1 protein-coding gene is annotated in these 1323 nt (G+C 43.5%); it reads left to right on the top strand.

Going from position 1 to position 1323, the window contains the following annotated elements; translation table 11 throughout:
• Positions 1-271 precede the first annotated feature (271 nt).
• Complete coding sequence (locus MWU78_RS22180) at positions 272-1267, top strand: IS110 family transposase (protein WP_247001994.1); 996 nt, start codon at positions 272-274, stop codon at positions 1265-1267.
• The last annotated feature ends 56 nt before the right edge of the window (positions 1268-1323 follow it).

The raw sequence follows: 1323 nt of genomic DNA, 5'->3' as shown, positions 1-1323 counted from the left end.
CCTATCGGCCTTTAGATTTGTATTATAAATATAATCTATTGTAATGATGTTGAAAAGAGGGGGTCCGGGGGAGACTTATAACTTGCGAAAATGTTCATAAATTTAATGTGAGACAAAAAAGAACGGGGTGAACTTTCCTGCCGGCTAGGTTTGTGGCCTATTGTCTGTATCAGTCCCCGTTCTTCTAACCGGTCGCCAAGAACCATATAGGATTTCAGCCTGATCTTTTAAAGGTCTTAGTTTAAGCGACCATTTTTAACATTATAAAAATATGAAAATAAAAGAAGTAATCGGTATCGATGCCAGTAAATTGACATTGGATTGTTGCCTTCACAAAAGTGGGGCGCAAGAAGTTTTTGATAATACGGTTGAAGCTATCGCCCATATGGCTGACTGGTCACATAGGACAAGTGGCCTAGCTAAAAATGAGCTTTTGTTCGTTTTTGAGCACACGGGCCTTTACACCCATCAACTTGCCCGTTATCTGAGCGAACAAGGCTATTACTTCCATTTGGTCCCCGGACTGGAGATCAAGCGGTCCATGGGCATTGCCAGGGGGAAGGATGATAAAGCGGATGCAAAACGTATCGCCCTGTACGGATATCGCATCCGGGAAGAGGTAAGGCCATATCAAATGCCCAAAGAATCTTTGACAAGCCTGAAACGGTTGATGTCCATGCGCAGAAAACTGGTTTCACAGCGCGCAGGGCATATCGCCACTTTAGGGGAACAAAAAAGAGTGCTGAACAAGGAGCTGGGGCCCATATTGCTACAGGTACAGGAAGATGTTATCAGGGTACTGGATGTTCAAATAGCCAAAATAGAAAAAGAACTCGAAAGGATCATAGAGCAAGATCCAGAGCTACAGCACCTATATCGACTATTGATAAGCATCAAGGGTATCGGAGCGGTATCGGCCAGGTTTTTGATCGTTCATACCGTTGGCTTCACAGCTTTTACAACATGGAGGAAATTTGCTTCCTATTGTGGCATAGCCCCCTTTCCGAACAGATCGGGGACCAGTATCAGGGGAAGGACCAAGGTAAGCCAACTGGCCAATAAGGAAGGTAAGACATTGCTGAATCTTTGCGCCGGTTCCGCCATTCAATGTAATCCGGAGATGAAGGCCTATTATACCCGAAGAATAGATGCGGGAAAAAATAAAATGAGTACCCTGAATATAATAAGGAACAAATTATTGGCCCGGGCATTCGCCGTTGTGGGCAGAGGAACACCATATGTCAATACAATGGGTTATATATCCTGAACCATAGAAAAAAATTATGAAGATAAATTTGTTTTAACCATAGGATACAGACAGGC

It is taken from the genome of Arenibacter sp. F26102 (assembly GCF_023015865.1).
Taxonomy (GTDB): domain Bacteria; phylum Bacteroidota; class Bacteroidia; order Flavobacteriales; family Flavobacteriaceae; genus Arenibacter.
This window is presented reverse-complemented; position numbering and strand designations above follow the sequence as displayed.